Genomic DNA, 13399 nt, shown 5'->3' with positions numbered 1-13399 from the left:
AATATTTATCCGGTACCGTTCGTCAAATGAAGCAAACCAAGCCGGAAACTCTGCTGCCGATTTCAGTGGTCACGGCACGATCGGGTTTATCGGTTTCAGCGGTTCGCTTTTACGAAGAGCGCGGACTGGTCTCCAGCAGACAACGCGTAGCCGGGCGCCGGGTCTATGGCAGAAGTGTCCTTCGACGTTTGGCGTTCATCGCGGCAGCTCAAAAGGTTGGGTTGTCTATCGCTGAGATTCAAGCCGCGATGAACCAGTTGCCGGCGGAACGCGCTCCCTCACCGAAGGAATGGGGCCAGCTGAGCGAGCCGTGGAAAACCCGGATTGACCAGCGCATCAGCGAACTGGAGGAGCTGCGCAGATCGCTGGAGGACTGCATTGGGTGCGGATGCCTTTCAATGTCCTCCTGCGGCATCCTCAACCCCTCGGACCAAGCTGCAGCTCAAGGACCTGGCGCCCGCTGGAAGATGCCTTCAAAGTCGACGCCGCGTGGTGGCCGCAAACCTGCGCCCACGAGAGATTCCCCTGAGGTGCATTAACCGCGGACAACGATCCGCCGTCGTTTACCGGCCGTAATATTCGTCGTCGGTGACGTGCTCACCCCAGGTCGTGGTCTCGGACGGGTTGGCACCGTTTTGGGTCATGGCGATGTGTTCCATGAAGCAGCCGGGTGCGGCCGCGTGCCAGTGTTCCTCACCGGGAGCGGTGTAGAGCGTCTGGCCGGGGTGGACGTCGAAAATTTTCCCGTCCCGGGTACCGAACCGGCCTACGCCCTGGGTGACACGCAGATACTGGCCGTGCTGGTGGGAGTGCCAAGCTGTTCGCGCGCCGGGGGCGAAGCGGACAGTCGCGACAACCATCGTCTGGTCGCTTTCGTGGGGAAGGGCAATCGGATCCAGCCACACGTCGCCGGCAAACTGCTCCGGTGGATTCTTGGTGGTCGGCACAGTGGGTTCAATATTCATGCTAAACGACCACCAGCTCTGTGCCTCCGGGTGCATGGTCGGCCATCGCAACGCGCTGGATCGCCGGGTCATCGTAGGTGTTCCAGTAATAGGACATCGTCCGGGAGGAAAAGAGCCCGGTGTAGATGGTCTTCTCAAACTCGCCCGAGCCCATGGCTGCGCAGCCCTCCACCATCGCAACCTGCTGCAGGGTGTGGAATGCGCGGGTGACGTTTGCCTCCTCGGTCGTCTGGTCCGGGTAGTGGGCGTTGACGTAGGCCGCCCGCACAAACCGCGACGGCGAGTAGTAGTCGCCGGGGATTCCGCGCATCAGGGACCCGGAGCCGAACGGAACCAGATCCGCCCGGCCAAGCACAACCTTCTCTGGGAACTCCGGCGAGGTATTGAGGTAGTTGCGCAGGTTCTCGTGGTGCCAGGGGAAGCCGGGCTGGTTCGTGAGGACATCGACGTCGTTATCGAAGACGTGCATACCGTCGCTTGTGTACTCCACAACGATGGCGCGCTTGGAGTCACCGATGAACCAGTGCAGCAGCGAGCTCGGGTACTTCTCGTTGATCGGCTTGTCCACAATGACGACGTTGCCGAGCGCGGCCTGCACCTCGTCAACACTGGCGAACTGGGACGCCACCCAGAGCGGGAATTCATACGCGGCGACGTTCACCGCCCCGTCGGCCGGTTCCGGAGCGTAGTCCGCGTAGCCCGGGAAGTTGAGGCCGGCAACGGCCAGGCCCGCGTCGTTGCCGCAGTCGAAGTAGAGCGGTGTGTCCTCCTCCACAATGCCCATGCCGATGACGGCGTGGCGGATACCCGGCACCGCGCCGAACGGCGATCTGGTGGCGTACCCGGTGGGAGTGAGGACCACCCGCTCCCCGTAGCCGGACGTCCAGTCCAGGTTGCGGGCCAAGTAGACGCTGTCACTGCCGAACCGAATGCCTGTGCACATGCTGATGCTCCCTGTTCCGGCGAAGCGGTGAATGGCTTCGCCTGCCCGGTGGCCCCCTGCCAGAGACGCTGCTGGGAAGTAACAGGGCCGGTTGTCCGGCCCGAAACTCCTCTGCCCTGTTCAGGGTAGGCCCGGACCCCGCACCCACGGCAGCATCCTCACCAAACCCGAACGCCCGCACACGTATTTCGTGCAGATGGTCTCGTCCCAGGACGTGCGGGTTACACCTCGGTGACCTGCTGGAACTTGACCTTGTCCTTGTCATCACGCGGTGCGCCCTTAGCGCCGGGTGCGCCGCTGGTTCCGGCGATTCCGGGTGTGGAGGGCTCGCCGGGATCGGTGGTGGCGTGGCTGAAGTCGCCTCTGTCGCCGTTTGCGCCGGTGATTCCCGCGTCTCCTCCCGGACCCGGGTCCCCGCCCTTTCCCGGGTCTCCCGACTTCGCCTTAAAAATGCTCTGGCCGCCGCTCTGATCAGACACGTAAAAAACCAGGATGTCGCCGGCCGCGCCCGCGTCACCACCCTTGCCGCCGACGCCGCCCTGGGCGCCGTTGCCGCCTCCGCCTCCGTAGGCACCGGGTTCACAGCTGTTTCCGTCGCCGCCTTTGCCACCGGTTCCGCCCTTGCCGCCTTTGCCTCCGTTGCCGCCTTTACCCCCGTTGCCGCCGGACGCGTCGACGACGACATCACTGCCGAGGACCCGCACGTGCAGTTCCACGGTGCCTCCTTTGCCTCCCGGCAGGCCATCCGCCCCGGGACCGCCGGGGCCGCCGTCGCCGCCGCGCCCGCCGCGGGTGGAGCCGGTGTCTCCGACGAAAAACCAGCCGCTGCAGACCGCATCGAACCCCTCTTGTCCTGCCGGTCCCTCACCTCCAATGGCGCCCGGCGCTCCTTCTCCGCCGTCCGTTCCGCGTTTGTCGATTCCGCCCATGATGGTCTCCTGTTCCGGAAAGGGTAGGCATGGTTTGACGGCCGAAGGTCAGCGCCAGGTGGCTGTGACAGCCTCCGCACGAGCGAAAATCTCCGCAACCGAGAGGCGGTCCGTGTAACCCGCGATGGGCGGATGGGGACCTGGCTTGCTCATTTCCTGCATCACCAGTGGAACTTCCCAGGGTTTCCGCGGAACGCCGACCATCTCGTTGCAGGTGAGAAGGAAATGGCTGCTTTCCGGAAAGATCCAGCCGTGCTCGTGGAACCGCACGTTCAGGGCAGTCAGCGCATTGATCGAACGCTTAAGAAACAGCAGGCCCCGCACCTCCAAATCGAGGTTTGGGAACCGGACCTCCCGCCACACCGGGAAAGCATCACGGACCGGGGAGATGAACCGGGCGCCTTTTTCAGCCGTCAGCCTCGCCAGGGCCGGCGGGTGGCCCCGGGCGATCAGCATCGCCGTTGCACGGCTGATCACTTCCCGCGCCATCACGACCTCAGGCGGAATGGCCGCCACGCCCTGGACCGTGCGGGCCGATACAACACCGTGATTCCCCTCGGAGAAAACCACATCGGGCACAACGGAATGCTCCAGACTCCGTTGGATGTCGTGCAGATCATCCTCCGGAATAGCCGGGTGGATGATTCCGAGGCGGTAGAGGTCCCGGATCGACCGGGGCCTTTCCTCGACCAGAAAGTCAGCGGCTGGCGAGTCAGGACTGTCCGAAAAAACCACTGGATTGTGCGTTTCTTCAATGACGTAGGTGCCAGGCATGATCTGTCCTTGCTCGAAAGGAACCTGATGGGGGAGGCACCTGCAGTCAGGGAACCGCCACCATATAGGAGTCAACCTCACTGATCAGCCCGTCCCGGAAGGTCAGGACGTCGCAGTAATTGAAATGGATGGGCCCGACGACACTTTGATGGCTGCTGTGGCCCGAACCGGTAATGACCGTGGTGTCCCCGGAGCTGATCAGGCGCTCAATACTCAGATCCGGGCTGCCCTCGAACCCGGGAGCGCCGATTTCGGCGTCGAACTCCGCCTTGCCCCGGGTGGTGCGGGCGCCGTGGATGCGCCAGACGACGTCGTCAGTGAGGCAGGCGAGGATCGCCTGGTGATCGCTGCGCCGGAAACCGTCCATGTAGTGGCGGGCCTGTTCCCCTTGGATGCTCACGCGTGACCCCTCCTTGCGGGTCGGGGAGGTTCCGGGTCAGACGGAACCTGAGACTTCAGCCGTCTGTACAGTAGTCCTTTTCGCCTCCCGCCGGAACAGCTTCCGGCCATGCAGTGCCCGCAGCGCGTTGAGGATCGCCACCAGGTCCACGAGTTCCTGGGTCAGTGCCCCGGCCACGGCAGGAATCAGGCCGAAGGACGCCACGAGCATCAGCACAATGCTCAGTGCGATCCCGAGCCAGATGCTGCTCAGCGCCACCTGCAGGGTCCGCCTGCCGATGTCCACGGCGGTTGCCACCTTGGAAATATCATCGGCCACAATCACGACGTCGGCAGATTCGCTGGCAGCGGTGGAACCTCGCGCTCCCATGGCGATTCCGACATCGGCGGCGGCGAGCACCGGGGCGTCATTGACGCCGTCGCCCACCATGATCACCGGGCGGTGCGGGAGGGCGGCAACAGCGGCGACCTTGTCCTGGGGCAGCAGCTCGGCCTGGACGTCCGTAATGCCCACCTCCGCTGCCATGCTCTCCGCGGTGGCCAGCCCGTCACCGGTGAGCATCACGGTTTCGGTGATGCCGAGGTCCCGCAGCCGGTCCAGGGTGGCGGACGCGTTGTCCCGGGCGGTGTCGCTCATCACCAGGGTGCCGGCGAATCGGCCATCGACGCTGAGGTAGACGCCCATCTGGCCGGGGAACAGGTCCACCGGACGCGTCTGCGGATCCACTTCGGCGACAAACCGGCGCTTGCCAACCCGGACCGTGCGGCCGCCGATCAGCGCTTCGACGCCGTTGGTCGCGACTTCCTGCGCGGTGTCGGCCGGTGCAGGGTGCAGGCCGCGCTGTTCCGCGGCGGCCAGGACGGAGGCCGCCAGGACGTGGGAGGAGTACTGCTCTGCTGAGGCGGCCAGCGTCAGGAGGTCATCAGCGCTGAAACCGGGTTCCGGGTTCACCGCCACCAGTTCGGGCCGGCCGTAGGTCAGGGTGCCGGTTTTGTCGAAGGCAGCGCTCTGCGCCCGGGCAAGCTGTTCCAGGACCGCTCCGCCCTTGACGATGATGCCGCTGCCGGCAGCCCGGCTCATCCCACCCATAAAGGCAACCGGTGCGGCGATCAGGAGCGGGCAGGGCGTGGCCAGCACCAGGACCTCCGCGAACCGGACCGGATCCCCGGACACGGCCCAGGCAATCCCGGCGATCAGCAGGGACACGGCGGTGAACGGCACGGCATACCGGTCCGCGAGCCGCACCACGGGAGCCTTCGATTCCGAGGCCTCCTGCACCAGGGCGACGATCCGCTGGTACTGGCTGTCCGCCGTCGTCGCTGTGGCCCGGATTCGGACAGCATGGGTGCCGTTCACCGAGCCGCTCATCACGGTGTCTCCGGCCATGCGGGCCACGGGCAGCGACTCACCGGTGAGCGAGGATTCGTCGAAGGACGCGGCGTCGGAAAGCAGAACGCCGTCCACTGGGACCACTTCGGCCGGTTTGACCAGCAGGACATCCCCGACCGCGACCTCGGTGGCGGGAATGTCCTCCGCCGGGCCCTGGCTGTGGTTGGAGGAACCTGGAACCTGCTCGCCGGTGTCCACGCCCGAGGGCAGCCGGTGCGCAACGTCCGGAGCGCGGTCCAGCAGCGCGTTCAGCTCGCGCTTGGCTCGTCCCGCGGCATAGTCCTCCAGCGCTTCCCCGCCGGAGAGCATCAGGACAATGATCAGCGCCGCGATGTACTCGCCGACGGCAACCGTGGCGAGCATAGCGACAACAGCCAGGATGTCCAGCCCCCAGTGTCCGCGCAGAATATCCCGCACCATGCCCACGCTTGTCAGCCCCACAACGCCGAGGGTGAAGAGGGTGGCGATCCACTGCGCCGTGGTGTCCGCTCCGGCTCCGAGGAGGAGCAGGACGACGGCGATGACCACCACGGTGGCGGCGACGACGGGATAGCGCCGCAGCGCCCGGCTGGCAGCGGTCCGGGCAGCAGTTCCACGGTTGAAGACCATGCTCTTGTTGTAAGCCTATCTGCGGCCCTTTTCCAGCAAGAGAATGCTTGCCTAACCCGGCAAAACCCGCCCGTTCCGGTTCGGTCATGCCGGGTTAGGCAGCGGGAAGCTAGCGCAGCTGCGCCTCGATCAGCCGGACGCTCTCCATCAGCCGGGCGCCGATGCCAGCCTCGTCCTTCCCGGAGCCGAAGTACACCACGGACAACGACGCCGGCAGTTGGCCGGGCACCTGGATCGGTGCCGCGACGGCGCCGACGCCGTCAATCACCTCGCTGTAGCTGGTGGCATAGCCGCGCTCGCGGGCCAGCCGGGCCTCTGGCCGGTAGGGCTGCCCCGGAGCGAGCCGGTTCCAATGCTCCTCCGTCACCGCGGACTGGATGGCGATTCCCGGAGCTCCGACCGTGAACGAATGCCGGGTTCCGGGCCGCTGGATCAGTGCGGTCCGGCTGTGCCGGGGCTCAACGGTCACCAGGGTGACGCAGTCGTGCTGGTCCCACACCGCGATGAACGCCGTCATGGACAGCTCATTGGCCACGATGGTCAGCTCCGGCAGGGCGGCGGACTGCAGGTCGCGGGAGACTCCCCGGGCCAGCGCTGCCAGTCCGGGGGCAGCGGAGACCCGGCCGGCGTCGTCGCGCATCACCAGCGAGTGCGCCTCCAGGGTGCGCAGGATCCGGTACGCAATGGACCGGTGGACACCCAGGCCGGCGGACAGTTCAGCGATGCTCAGCGGTGCTTCCGAGTCCGCCAGCAGCTCCAGGGCCTGGATACCGCGGGAGAGGGTTTGGGACTGGGAACCGGCACCCGTGGACGCAGAAGTCATGCGCCAATCATAGGCTCAGTGCGCTGCCGGGCCGCTGTTCTGCGCCGGCGGCGGGCCGACAGTGTGCGGCTCACCACACCCTGGCGCGGGCTGAAGAGGTAGACGAGGGTAAACACGCAGCCCTGGGCCAGCACCACCATGGCGCCGGTCGCTGTATCCAGGTAGTAACTGGCGTAGATCCCGGCCCCGGCGCAGGCTGCCGCCGTCGCCGGGGCGATCAGCAGCATCCGCGAGAAGCGGTCGGTGAGCAGGTAGGCGGTGGAACCGGGGATGATCAGCATCGCCACGACCAGCACCACGCCCACGGCCTGCAGCGCGACGACGGCGGTCAGTGCCAGCAGTCCCAGCAGGGCCGCCCCGAGCACCCGCGGATTCAGGCCGACGGCGTGGGCATGGGTGGGATCGAAGGCGTACAGCGTGAAATCGCGGCGCTTGAACAGCAGTGCGGCCAGGGTCAGGGCGGCGAGGATGCCGATCTGCAGCAGGTCGCCCGTGCTGACGCCGAGCAGGTTGCCGAAGATGATGTGATTCAGGTCCGTCTGGCTGGGTGTCACGGAGATCAGCACCAGACCGGCGGCGAAGAGCGTGGTGAACACGATGCCGATCGCGGCGTCCTCCTTCACCCGGGAGGTGTCCCGGACCAGGCCGATCAGCCCCACCGCCAGGAACCCGAAGACCACCGCGCCCACCGCGAACGGCACCCCGGCAATGTAGGCCAGCACGACGCCGGGCAGCACGGCATGGGACACGGCGTCGCCCATCAGGGACCAGCCGATCAGCACCAGCCAGCAGGAAAGCACCCCGCAGACGACGGCGGCAATCACCGCCGTGGCCAGGGCGCGGACCATAAAGTCGTAGGCCAGCGGTTCCAGCAGGGCTTCGATCATGGCCGGCTCCGGTCTGCGGCGATGGATCCTGCGCCGGCGTCCGCCAGTACATTGAGGCCGAAGGCCCGGGCCAGCTGCGCCGGCTGCAGCACCTCTTCCGGCGTCCCGTGAGCCAGGACCCGGTGCAGCAGCAGCACGGCTTCATCCGCCAGCTGCGGCAAAGCGTGCAGGTCGTGGGTGGAGACCAGGATGGTGCGGCCTTCGGCGGCCAGCTGGCGCAGCAGGGCGGTGATGGTGGCTTCGGAGCGCTTGTCGACGCCGGCGAACGGCTCATCCAGCAGCAGCACCGAGGCGCCCTGGGCAATTCCGCGGGCCACGAAGGCGCGTTTCTTCTGCCCGCCGGAGAGCCGGCCGATCTGCCGGTCCGCGAGGTCCTGCAGTTCCACCCGTGCCAGGGCATCGCGAACGGCATCCCGGTCCGCCGGGCGCGGCCGGCGGCTGGGGCCCATGTGTCCGTAGCGGCCGGTCATCACCACGTCCCGGACGGAGAGCGGGAAGCTCCAGTCCACGTCTTCACTCTGCGGGACATAGGCCACCAGCCCGGCCTTCCGGGCCTTGGCGGGCGGCAGCCCGGCGATGCGGACTTCTCCAGCGGCAGGTTTGAGCAGGCCCATCAGCGCCTTGAAGAGCGTGGACTTGCCGGAACCGTTCATGCCGACCAGTCCGCAGACCCGGCCCGGCTCGACGGTGAGGCTGACGCCGTCGAGCGCCGTCACGTCGTCGTACCGGACCGTCACCGCCTCCAGTTCCAGGGCCGGTGCCGCCGTCCCATCCGCCGGATTCACGAGGTGCTCCCGGTCAGGGCATCGACGATGGTGCGGGTGTCGTGCCGGATCAGGTCCAGGTAGGTGGGAACCGGGCCGCCGGCTTCGGAGAGCGAGTCGACGTAGAGGATGCCGCCGAACTCCGCATCGGTTGCCGCCAGGACCTGTTTCATCGGGGCGTCGGAGACAGTGGATTCGCAGAATGCGGCCGGAACCTCGTTTTCCCGAATGAAACCGATCACGGCGGTGATCTGCTGCGGAGTGGCCTGCTGCTCGGCGTTGACCGCCCAGATGAAGCGTTCGGTCAGGCCGGCGTCGCGGGCGAGGTAAGAAAACGCTCCTTCGCAGGTGACCAGGGCCCGCTGATTCGCCGGCAGTGCCCCGAGGTCCGTGACCAGCTGGTCCTGGATCTGCTGCAGTTCGGCCTTGAAGGTCTCGGCGTTGGCCCGGAAGGCTGCGGCGTGGTCCGGGTCGAGGCCGGCGAAGGCATCCGCCATGTTGTCCACGTAGATCATGGCATTCAGGGGAGACATCCAGGCGTGCGGGTTGGGGAGTCCTGCGTAGGCATCTTCGGTGATGCTGATCGGTTCCACGCCGTCACTGACGGTGATGCGTGGAACGTCCAGATCGGCGGTGAACTGCTCAAACCAGGCCTCGAGATTCATGCCGTTGTCCAGGACGAGGTCCGCGCCGGCAGCGCGGCGGATGTCTCCGGGGGTGGGCTCGTAACCGTGGATTTCCGCCCCGGGCTTGGTGATCGACTCGACCTGGAGGTGTTCCCCCGCGACGTTGCGGGCCATGTCCGCCAGGACGGTGAAGGTGGTCAGGACAACGGGTTTACCGTCGTCTCCTCCGGGCGAGCCTCCTTCGGGGGAGCCGGAGGCACCGGCGCAGGCGGAGAGGGTGAGCAGCAAGACGGCGGCGGGCAACGCTGCCAGCCGGCGGGACAGGGAAGGTAAGGGCATGAGCAGTACCCTAAGTTCGGTATGTCGATTAAACAAGTTCGGCATACCGAACTTTCTCCAGAACCGCTGGGCTATCCAGAACCGCTGGGTGCAGCGTCATCCACCAAAGGGGGCCGGCGGTGCTCAGGGCAGCCGGCGGCGGCTCAGGAGTCCGGAGATCAGCAGGAGCATTCCGCCGGCCAGCGGCCAGAAAAGGAACATGGAAATGATTCCGCCGAGAAAAGCAGTCACCAGCACGGTGACCAGCACGCCGATCACCAGCAGCATCCCGGCCACTATGCGCATTCGTCCACGGTGCGGGGGAGGAATGGGAGGAAGCCAGGCGGGACGTTCATCAATCCACTCCATCGGGTCAGTTTAGGACCGCTTCGGCCGCTTGGAACGGGCCCGTGGTGTTTTTCTTTCCTTCACGGTGGAACGATGTCGGCAAGGCAACAATCCATCCGGCGGCCGTCGTCGTCGTCCAGTTATCCGTATTGGAGTGTCATGGAACCGAGCGACCTGCTCATTGACGCATTCGGGCGGCTGCCCGGGACCATTCGGCGGGTCCTCCATGACCTGCCCGTCGAGCAGCTGAACCACCGGCCGTATCCCCAGGGGAACTCCATTGCCTGGCTGATCTGGCACCTGGCGCGGGTGGAGGATGCCCAGATTGCTCCCATGGCCGGGCACCAGCAGGTGTGGACGGCGGAGGGATGGGCAAGCCGGGTGGGCCTGCCGCTGATGGTGGAGGACACCGGCTACGGGCACACCTCCGAGGAGGTGGCCAAGGTCCAGGTGCAGTCCGCTGAGGTGCTGCAGGGTTATTACGACGCCGTGAGCGCGCGGACGGTCGCGTTCGTCTCGGGGTTGACGCCCGAAGACCTGGACCAGGTGGTGGACACCTCCTGGGATCCGCCGGTGACGCTCGGTGTCCGGCTGATCAGCTCCCTGGCTGACTGCCTGGAACACGCCGGGCAGGCCGCCTACATCCGCGGGATGCTCGCGGGGGGAAGTATGGGGTCATGAACATCCTGGCAGAGCTCGCCGAAACCTTCCGTTCCACCGCCGTCAGCAAGGCCTACGGCGAGCCCGTGCAGGTCGGCGGTGAAACCCTGGTGCCGGTGGCACTGGTGCAGGCCGGTTTCGGCGGCGGCGGAGAGGCCGACGGCGACGGCGGCGGGGGTGCCGGGGGACTGGTGGTTCCACTGGGTGTTTATGCCGGCCGCGAGGGAGGTCCGGCGGAGTTCCGGCCGAACCCCATCACGCTCATTGCTGCGATGACGCCAATCGTCTGGATCCTGGTGCGGGGGCTGCGTTCACGGAAGTGAAGCCGGCCTGATTTCGGGTCCTCAGAGCCGGATGTAGGCAGCGCCGTCGAACTGGGCCTGTGCCAGTGCGGCCACCGCGGCAGGAACTGTTCGGACGGCGGGCCGGAGCTGGTTGGTGGTGATGCCCCGTTTGCCCATTCCGACCAGGCAGGCTTCAACTTCGGTGTCCGGCGGGAGGCTGACGGGTTCGGTGCCGGTCAGTCCGTCCAGGGCGGCGCCGTTGACGATGATCCGCACATGGGCCGGTAGTCCCTTGGTCCGCAGGGTTTCCGCTGCGGCCAGTGCCCGCTCGACGTCGGCGGGTTCATTGGATGCGTGCAGGACGACAACCCGGTGGTCCTGCACCATCAGGCGGAAATCGTGAGCAGCAGGGCGTCGCAGGCTGCAGCGCAGCGGTGGCAGGCCTCGGCGCAGATCCGGCAGTGGTCGTGGGCGGAGGCATGCTGCTGGCATTCCTCGGCACACCGCCGGCAGGCGGCAGCGCACGCGCGGACCAGATCCACAGTGGAGGCATAGTCCTTGCCGGCCCGGGCCAGGACCTTTCCGGTGGCAGCGCAGACCTCGGCGCAGTCCAGGTCGGTGCGGATGCAGCTGACCATGTCCCCGAGCATGTCCTCGCTCAGGCACGCATCAGCACAGGCGGTGCAGGTCTGCACGCAGTCAAAGCACGACTCGATACACCGTGCCAGGGCTTCCATATCCACATTCGAGTTGCCTGCCGGATGGGAGGAAAGCATGTCTTTGATCAGGCTCACGGTGGGCTCCTTCATCGGTTCCGGGCGGCAGCGCCGGAAGGGTATCCGCGCCCCCGGTGCACCCCGCCGCGCACTGCTTCGAGCGTAGCTGTGGCCTTCGGCTGGCCTCAACCAGGACGGAAGATTTTGCCCTCAACCTAGGCGAGTGCATAGAATCGGCGTAGCCTGACAAGGCTGTTATTCGATGGTGATCCGGTGCTTCGGTGCCGGGCGGCAGTCAGGGCACGGGGCTTTAGCTCAGTTGGTAGAGCGTTTCGTTCGCAATGAAAAGGTCAGGGGTTCGATTCCCCTAAGCTCCACGGATTTACAGATGGCACCCCGGTCCTCGGACCGGGGTGTTTTTCATTGTTCCGGCCCGGGGCCGGGTGCTGGTAGGGCGGTTACGCAGACTCCCGCCCATGCCGGTAGCCACGCCGGACCTCCGCAATGGCCCGGGCAATGTTGGGATCCCGCCCGGAAGCCGTCATGATCGTGTCGAAATCGGTGAGGCCGATGTCCCCGTAACGGCGGATCACCTCGATTTCCGTCCGCTTCGGGCTGCGGGCCCGCATCGGCTGTCCGGCCAGGGCCGCCTGACCTGCCAGGGCGGCACGGCCGGTACGAATGACCCGCAGCTCCCCGCCGACGTCGTCCGGGAAACGGAACGATTTCCCCTTCCGCGACGTCATCAGCGCACGCCACTGCTCGCGCCGCAGCTGCGGCGCGTCGGGGAAGAACTGGGCGACGGCGTCGTTCAGGGCGGTGGTTTCCGTCTCCTCCCGGCGCGGGCGCAGAACCAGCCGCTCCCGGGCAATGAGAAGGGGATAAACCACCAGCAGGATGGCCAGCAGCACGGCGATCACGTTAAACCCGCCGAAGATCACGAAGGCCGCTGCGGTAAAAATCAGCCGGCTGACGGCCTTTTCCGAATACGAACGCGGCGGGGTGAATGGCACTCCAATACGCACACTCGACTCTTCACTCATTCCCATCCGCCTTTCAGCTCTGCCAGGGCTTCTGCTTCCCGCGCCAGCCGGGTGGCAACACGCAGTTCTTCATCAAAGGAATTCCCGGTCCCGTGAGGGCCCGGAACCGCGGAACCGCCCACACCGCCCAGTCCGTTCAGCCGGGACCGGCTCTGTTCAACGGTGACGGCCAGCCGCAGTTGTGCCTGGGCTTTCACCAGGTCAGAAACCAACTCCTGCACCCGTTCACGCCGGGAACGGATATCGGCAAGGTGGGCGTGGGCACTGGCCTCACGGGCCATAGCCAGCCCGTGCATCCGCCGGGCTGTGCCGGCAAGGGACAACGCGGCCTGGGAGGCATTCGCGGACCCGGCCAGCACCGATTCCACGGCTTCCCGGCGCAGCCGGTAGGCCTCGGCAACCGAGGCGAAATGAGCGGAGGCATCCACAGCCACTCGTTCCTGCTCGTCCAGGGTCCGTCCCGCTGTCTTGGCGGAGTTCATTGCCGTAATCAGGCGGGCATGGATTTCTTCATGGTTGCCGGGCGGTGGTGGCGGCGGCGTTCTGAGCCGGCCGTCCACCGCTGTCCGCAGGCGGCGCAGATCGTGGAGTAATCGAGCCATGATTCTCCTAGTCCGGTGTGGTTCCGGGGCTTCACCGGACGCCGGTGTCCAAGTCGGCGGGGCCGGCAGCACAACCGCTGAGAGGTTTGCTGAGGTCCGCCGCCGCTCCCGGGCGTCACGGGGAAGTGTGCAGGAGTCTAGCAGCGGCAGACCCTTGCAGGGGATGGGCTGCGGAAGATTCGTTGGGCCTCAGTAAAACCCCGGGCACCTGGGCCGGAGCATGAATCCGGTCACTTTCACTGCTGGCGAATTATCCTCACTGACCGCTTGGACGCAACGGTACGGCCCGGTATTGGGTGACCAACCAATCTATTAATCA

The 13399-nt window shown here is 66.3% G+C and carries 18 protein-coding genes and 1 tRNA gene; 4 read left to right on the top strand and 15 right to left on the bottom strand.

Annotation, left to right across the window (positions count from 1 at the left end; genetic code table 11):
• The first annotated feature begins 26 nt into the window (after positions 1-26).
• Complete coding sequence (gene soxR, locus H9639_RS04890; RefSeq protein WP_191807020.1) at positions 27-539, top strand: redox-sensitive transcriptional activator SoxR; 513 nt, start codon at positions 27-29, stop codon at positions 537-539.
• Positions 540-563: 24 nt separating this feature from the next.
• Here soxR and H9639_RS04885 read toward each other — a convergent pair whose 3' ends face one another.
• The 11 genes from H9639_RS04885 to H9639_RS04835 all read right to left on the bottom strand — a co-directional run bounded on the left by H9639_RS04885 (position 564) and on the right by H9639_RS04835 (position 9796).
• Positions 564-965, bottom strand: a complete 402-nt coding sequence (locus tag H9639_RS04885; RefSeq protein WP_191807019.1) for a (R)-mandelonitrile lyase — start codon at positions 963-965, stop codon at positions 564-566.
• A 1-nt stretch (position 966) separates the two neighbouring features.
• Positions 967-1908 (bottom strand): choloylglycine hydrolase, encoded by a 942-nt coding sequence (bsh, locus tag H9639_RS04880; RefSeq protein ID WP_191807018.1) that lies wholly within the window; start codon positions 1906-1908, stop codon positions 967-969.
• Between the two features lie 221 nt (positions 1909-2129).
• Positions 2130-2837 carry a hypothetical protein gene (locus H9639_RS04875; protein WP_191807017.1) on the bottom strand — a complete coding sequence of 236 codons (708 nt, stop codon included), beginning with the start codon at positions 2835-2837 and terminating at the stop codon, positions 2130-2132.
• A gap of 48 nt (positions 2838-2885) precedes the next feature.
• Positions 2886-3611: a hypothetical protein gene (locus tag H9639_RS04870; protein WP_191807016.1), complete on the bottom strand. Its 726-nt coding sequence runs from the start codon at positions 3609-3611 to the stop codon at positions 2886-2888.
• Between the two features lie 46 nt (positions 3612-3657).
• Positions 3658-4011, bottom strand: a complete 354-nt coding sequence (locus H9639_RS04865) for a nuclear transport factor 2 family protein (protein WP_318241980.1) — start codon at positions 4009-4011, stop codon at positions 3658-3660.
• Positions 4012-4047: 36 nt separating this feature from the next.
• Entirely contained in the window at positions 4048-6009 is a 1962-nt protein-coding gene (locus H9639_RS04860) for a heavy metal translocating P-type ATPase (RefSeq protein ID WP_191807015.1), read from the bottom strand.
• A 109-nt stretch (positions 6010-6118) separates the two neighbouring features.
• Complete coding sequence (locus tag H9639_RS04855) at positions 6119-6832, bottom strand: IclR family transcriptional regulator (RefSeq protein ID WP_191807014.1); 714 nt, start codon at positions 6830-6832, stop codon at positions 6119-6121.
• Positions 6829-7719, bottom strand: a complete 891-nt coding sequence (locus H9639_RS04850) for a metal ABC transporter permease (protein WP_191807013.1) — start codon at positions 7717-7719, stop codon at positions 6829-6831. The genes H9639_RS04855 and H9639_RS04850 overlap by 4 nt, the downstream gene beginning before the upstream one ends.
• Entirely contained in the window at positions 7716-8504 is a 789-nt protein-coding gene (locus tag H9639_RS04845) for a metal ABC transporter ATP-binding protein (RefSeq protein WP_191807012.1), read from the bottom strand. The genes H9639_RS04850 and H9639_RS04845 overlap by 4 nt, the downstream gene beginning before the upstream one ends.
• Positions 8501-9448, bottom strand: coding sequence for a metal ABC transporter substrate-binding protein (locus H9639_RS04840; RefSeq protein WP_191807011.1), 948 nt, complete (start codon positions 9446-9448; stop codon positions 8501-8503). Before H9639_RS04840 ends, H9639_RS04845 begins: the two co-directional genes overlap by 4 nt.
• A 123-nt stretch (positions 9449-9571) precedes the next feature.
• Entirely contained in the window at positions 9572-9796 is a 225-nt protein-coding gene (locus H9639_RS04835; protein ID WP_191807010.1) for a hypothetical protein, read from the bottom strand.
• Positions 9797-9934: 138 nt separating this feature from the next.
• Between H9639_RS04835 and H9639_RS04830 the strand changes: the two genes are divergently transcribed.
• Together H9639_RS04830 and H9639_RS04825 are read left to right on the top strand one after the other, a co-directional pair.
• Entirely contained in the window at positions 9935-10456 is a 522-nt protein-coding gene (locus H9639_RS04830) for a mycothiol transferase (protein WP_191807009.1), read from the top strand.
• A complete protein-coding gene (locus H9639_RS04825) occupies positions 10453-10758 on the top strand; it encodes a hypothetical protein (RefSeq protein WP_191807008.1) in 306 nt (101 codons plus the stop codon). The genes H9639_RS04830 and H9639_RS04825 overlap by 4 nt, the downstream gene beginning before the upstream one ends.
• A gap of 21 nt (positions 10759-10779) precedes the next feature.
• Here the strand turns inward: H9639_RS04825 and H9639_RS04820 are convergent, their stop codons facing one another.
• On the bottom strand, positions 10780-11106 hold the full coding sequence (locus tag H9639_RS04820; protein ID WP_191807007.1) for a hypothetical protein: 327 nt from the start codon (positions 11104-11106) through the stop codon (positions 10780-10782).
• Positions 11106-11513 carry a four-helix bundle copper-binding protein gene (locus H9639_RS04815; protein WP_449657880.1) on the bottom strand — a complete coding sequence of 136 codons (408 nt, stop codon included), beginning with the start codon at positions 11511-11513 and terminating at the stop codon, positions 11106-11108. Before H9639_RS04815 ends, H9639_RS04820 begins: the two co-directional genes overlap by 1 nt.
• Before the next feature lie 226 nt (positions 11514-11739).
• Between H9639_RS04815 and H9639_RS04810 the strand changes: the two genes are divergently transcribed.
• Positions 11740-11812: transfer RNA gene (locus tag H9639_RS04810), tRNA-Ala, on the top strand.
• Between the two features lie 81 nt (positions 11813-11893).
• Here H9639_RS04810 and H9639_RS04805 read toward each other — a convergent pair.
• Entirely contained in the window at positions 11894-12478 is a 585-nt protein-coding gene (locus H9639_RS04805; protein WP_191807005.1) for a hypothetical protein, read from the bottom strand.
• Entirely contained in the window at positions 12475-13080 is a 606-nt protein-coding gene (locus H9639_RS04800) for a hypothetical protein (RefSeq protein WP_191807004.1), read from the bottom strand. The genes H9639_RS04805 and H9639_RS04800 overlap by 4 nt, the downstream gene beginning before the upstream one ends.
• Positions 13081-13399 lie beyond the last annotated feature (319 nt).

The organism is Arthrobacter gallicola (genome assembly GCF_014836775.1).
In the GTDB taxonomy this organism is placed as follows: domain Bacteria; phylum Actinomycetota; class Actinomycetes; order Actinomycetales; family Micrococcaceae; genus Arthrobacter_B; species Arthrobacter_B gallicola.
The sequence above is the reverse complement of the archived record's forward strand: the minus strand, read 5'-3'. Positions and strand labels throughout refer to the sequence as shown.

Excerpts from the sequence above, each read along its gene's own strand:
- soxR (WP_191807020.1), top strand. The coding sequence starts at position 27 with ATGAAGCAAACCAAGCCGGAAACTCTGCTGCCGATTTCAGTGGTCACG.
- H9639_RS04885 (WP_191807019.1), bottom strand. The coding sequence starts at position 965 with ATGAATATTGAACCCACTGTGCCGACCACCAAGAATCCACCGGAGCAG.
- bsh (WP_191807018.1), bottom strand. The coding sequence starts at position 1,908 with ATGTGCACAGGCATTCGGTTCGGCAGTGACAGCGTCTACTTGGCCCGC.
- H9639_RS04875 (WP_191807017.1), bottom strand. The coding sequence starts at position 2,837 with ATGGGCGGAATCGACAAACGCGGAACGGACGGCGGAGAAGGAGCGCCG.
- H9639_RS04870 (WP_191807016.1), bottom strand. The coding sequence starts at position 3,611 with ATGCCTGGCACCTACGTCATTGAAGAAACGCACAATCCAGTGGTTTTT.
- H9639_RS04860 (WP_191807015.1), bottom strand. The coding sequence starts at position 6,009 with ATGGTCTTCAACCGTGGAACTGCTGCCCGGACCGCTGCCAGCCGGGCG.
- H9639_RS04855 (WP_191807014.1), bottom strand. The coding sequence starts at position 6,832 with ATGACTTCTGCGTCCACGGGTGCCGGTTCCCAGTCCCAAACCCTCTCC.
- H9639_RS04850 (WP_191807013.1), bottom strand. The coding sequence starts at position 7,719 with ATGATCGAAGCCCTGCTGGAACCGCTGGCCTACGACTTTATGGTCCGC.
- H9639_RS04840 (WP_191807011.1), bottom strand. The coding sequence starts at position 9,448 with ATGCCCTTACCTTCCCTGTCCCGCCGGCTGGCAGCGTTGCCCGCCGCC.
- H9639_RS04835 (WP_191807010.1), bottom strand. The coding sequence starts at position 9,796 with ATGGAGTGGATTGATGAACGTCCCGCCTGGCTTCCTCCCATTCCTCCC.
- H9639_RS04830 (WP_191807009.1), top strand. The coding sequence starts at position 9,935 with ATGGAACCGAGCGACCTGCTCATTGACGCATTCGGGCGGCTGCCCGGG.
- H9639_RS04825 (WP_191807008.1), top strand. The coding sequence starts at position 10,453 with ATGAACATCCTGGCAGAGCTCGCCGAAACCTTCCGTTCCACCGCCGTC.
- H9639_RS04820 (WP_191807007.1), bottom strand. The coding sequence starts at position 11,106 with ATGGTGCAGGACCACCGGGTTGTCGTCCTGCACGCATCCAATGAACCC.
- H9639_RS04805 (WP_191807005.1), bottom strand. The coding sequence starts at position 12,478 with ATGAGTGAAGAGTCGAGTGTGCGTATTGGAGTGCCATTCACCCCGCCG.
- H9639_RS04800 (WP_191807004.1), bottom strand. The coding sequence starts at position 13,080 with ATGGCTCGATTACTCCACGATCTGCGCCGCCTGCGGACAGCGGTGGAC.